Source organism: Actinomycetota bacterium, assembly GCA_036280995.1.
In the GTDB taxonomy this organism is placed as follows: domain Bacteria; phylum Actinomycetota; class CALGFH01; order CALGFH01; family CALGFH01; genus CALGFH01.
On the sequence record DASUPQ010000695.1, the window covers coordinates 1 to 2731 of the forward strand.

The 2731-nt window shown below is 70.1% G+C and carries 3 protein-coding genes; all 3 read right to left on the reverse strand.

Translation table 11 applies throughout. From position 1 onward, the window contains the following. The coding region (locus tag VF468_23555) for a ClpX C4-type zinc finger protein (GenBank protein ID HEX5881266.1) at positions 1-348 on the reverse strand (348 nt) is incomplete at its 3' end. An 88-nt stretch (positions 349-436) separates the two neighbouring features. Next, a complete protein-coding gene (clpP, locus tag VF468_23560; GenBank protein HEX5881267.1) occupies positions 437-1072 on the reverse strand; it encodes an ATP-dependent Clp endopeptidase proteolytic subunit ClpP in 636 nt (211 codons plus the stop codon). A 6-nt stretch (positions 1073-1078) separates the two neighbouring features. Next, positions 1079-2398: a trigger factor gene (gene tig, locus VF468_23565; GenBank protein ID HEX5881268.1), complete on the reverse strand. Its 1320-nt coding sequence runs from the start codon at positions 2396-2398 to the stop codon at positions 1079-1081. Positions 2399-2731 lie beyond the last annotated feature (333 nt).

The following is a 2731-nucleotide window of genomic DNA, read 5'->3' on the forward strand; positions in this document are numbered from 1 at the left end:
GAGCAGGATGATGTTGGACTTCTGCAGCTCGACCTCGCCCGAGGCGCTGGCCCCGACCTGGATCCGCTTGTAGTGGTTGTAGACGGCGACCGACAGGACTTTCTTGGCGTCCTCCTGGCCGATCACGTAGTCGTTGAGGAAGTCGTAGATCTCCTTGGGCTTGGGCAGCTCGTCGAACTTGAGCTCGGAGGTCTCCGACAGCTCCTCTTCGATGATCTCGTTGCAGAGGTCGATGCACTCGTCGCAGATGTACACGCCGGGCCCGGCGATCAGCTTCTTGACCTGCTTCTGTGACTTGCCGCAGAAGGAGCACTTCAACAGGTCGCCGCCGTCTCCGAACTTGGCCATCTGCTCGAGTCCTCTCGCTCAGGGCTGCGGTCGTCGACTGCTGGAGCGTACCTGCCGCTGGTGCCCGCCCGCCACCATCTTCTCGAGCCTACTGGCTGCTCGCGACAGCCAGCAGCTCCTCGGCGGCCTGCCGGCTCTCGATGATCTCGTCGATGATCCCGTACTCCTTGGCCTGGCTGGCGGTCATGATGAAGTCGCGGTCGGTGTCGCGGGCGATCTTCTCGACGTCCTGGCCGGTGTGGGTGGCCAGGATCTCGTCCAGCATCCGGCGCATGCGGATGATCTCGCGGGCCTGGATCTCGATGTCGACCGACTGGCCCTCGGCCCCGCCCGACGGCTGGTGGATAAGGATGCGGGAGTGGGGCAGCCCCAGGCGCTTGCCGGGGGCGCCGGCCGACAGCAGCACGGCCGCGGCCGAGGCGGCCTGGCCCATGCAGGTGGTGGCCACGTCCGGCTTCACGTACTGCATGGTGTCGTAGATGGCCAGCAGGGCCGTCACCGACCCGCCGGGCGAGTTGATGTAGAGCTGGATGTCCTTGTCCGGGTCCTCGCTCTCCAGGTGCAGGAGCTGGGCCATGACCAGGTTGGCCACGGTGTCGTCGATGGGCGTGCCGAGGAAGATGATCCGCTCGTTGAGCAGGCGCGAGTAGATGTCGAAGGACCGCTCGCCGCGGTTGGTCTGCTCGACGACGACCGGGACCAGATAGCTGGAAGGTGGCTGCATCGCCGCTTACTCCTTGGGCTCGGATTCGCCGTCGGGCGCCGGGTCGTGCTGTTCGGCATGCTCGACCATGAACGCCAGGGCCTTGCTCCGCAGGATATCACCGGCGATCACCCCGCTCCGGCCGTCGGCCAGGGCGCGGCGGACCTCCTCCGGGTCGCGCCCGACCCGCTGGGCCTGGCGCCGCAGCTCGGCCTCGACCTCCTCGTCGCTGGCCCCGAACCCCTCGGCCTTGGCCACCGCCTCCAGCACCAGCTGGGCCTTGACGGCCCGCTCGGCCTGGGCGCGCAGGTCGGCCTCGACGTCCTCGGCGGTCTGCTCCAGGGCGGCCAGGTACTGCTCGAGGTTGGTCCCCATCATCTGGAGCTGCTGGGCGAAGCGGTTGGCCCGGTAGTGCAGCTCGTCGTGGACCAGCACCTCGGGCAGGGGCACCTCGACCTGGTCGAGGTAGGCCTGCAGGACCCGCGTCTCCAGCTCGCTGGCCACCTGGGCCTGGGCGGCGCCCTCCAGGCGCTCCCGCAGGTCGGCCTTGAGCTCCTCCAGGGTGTCGAACTCGCTCGCCTCCTGGGCGAAGTCGTCGTCCAGCTTGGGCAGGACCTTGGCCTTGGCCTCCTTGACCAGGACCTGGAAGGTGACCTCCCGGCCGGCCAGCTCCTCGCCGGCCTCCTCGGGCAGGGTGGCGTTGAAGCGGAGGATGTCGCCTTTGCGCTTGCCCTCCAGCTCCTCGTCCAGCTTGGGCACGACCGTGCCCGAGCCGACCTCGTAGAGGAAGTCGGTGCGGGTCAGCTCGGGGATCTCCTCGGTGTGGTGGGTGGCCCGCAGGTCGATCTGGGCGAAGTCGTCCTTGGCCAGGGGGCGGCCGATGACCTCCAGCTGGGCCGTGCGCTCGCGCAGCCGGTCGAGCTGGGCGTCGACGTGCTCGTCGGTGACCTCCAGGACGGGCCGCTCGACCTCGATGCCGCGGTAGGGGGGCAGGTCGAGCTCCGGCTTGACCTCGAAGGTGGCCGAGAAGGAGAGCGGCTCGCCGTCGGTGTAGTCGGGCGGCTCGACCTGGGCCCGGGACAGCGGCCGCACGCCCAGCTCCTCGATCGCCTTGGCGTAGAACTCGGGCACCGCCTCCTGCTCGATGGCCTCGGCCAGCAGGGCCTCGCGGCCGATGCGGGCCTCGATCACCTGGCGGGGCACCTTCCCCTTGCGGAACCCGGGCACCCGGACCTCCCGCGACAGCCGCCTGGCCGTGCGGTCGATCGCCGGGCGGAGCTCGTCGGGCTCCACGACGACGTTGATCCGCACCTTGGTGGGCTCGACTGGCTCGAGGGTGCTGCGCACGGGTGCCTCCGGGTCGGGGACGGGATGAACCGAGCGGGTGCTCGGGAGGTTGAAGACCCAGGGCGCCACGGCGTCCCCGGGAGCCCGGGCAGACCCGCCCGGAACGCTGACCGAACGGCGGCCAGTATACGCGCGCCGGGTGGCGGGTCCGGGTCGGGAGAGGACCGGGGTGGGTCCGGGTCGCAACCCGCTTGTCGGCTGGCCGGGGTCGGGGCGGTGGACCGCCCGGGGCGGGCTGTGGACAACCGCGCGCAGCGCATCGGCTTTCGAGGGTAGCCACCCCCACCGGGGGACCTGGCGCAGGATCGCGCGGGTGAGGCGCGCCTCGGGGTG

Bases quoted from the DNA above. Each gene is read 5' to 3' on its own strand.
- clpP (HEX5881267.1), bottom strand. From the start codon at position 1,072: ATGCAGCCACCTTCCAGCTATCTGGTCCCGGTCGTCGTCGAGCAGACC.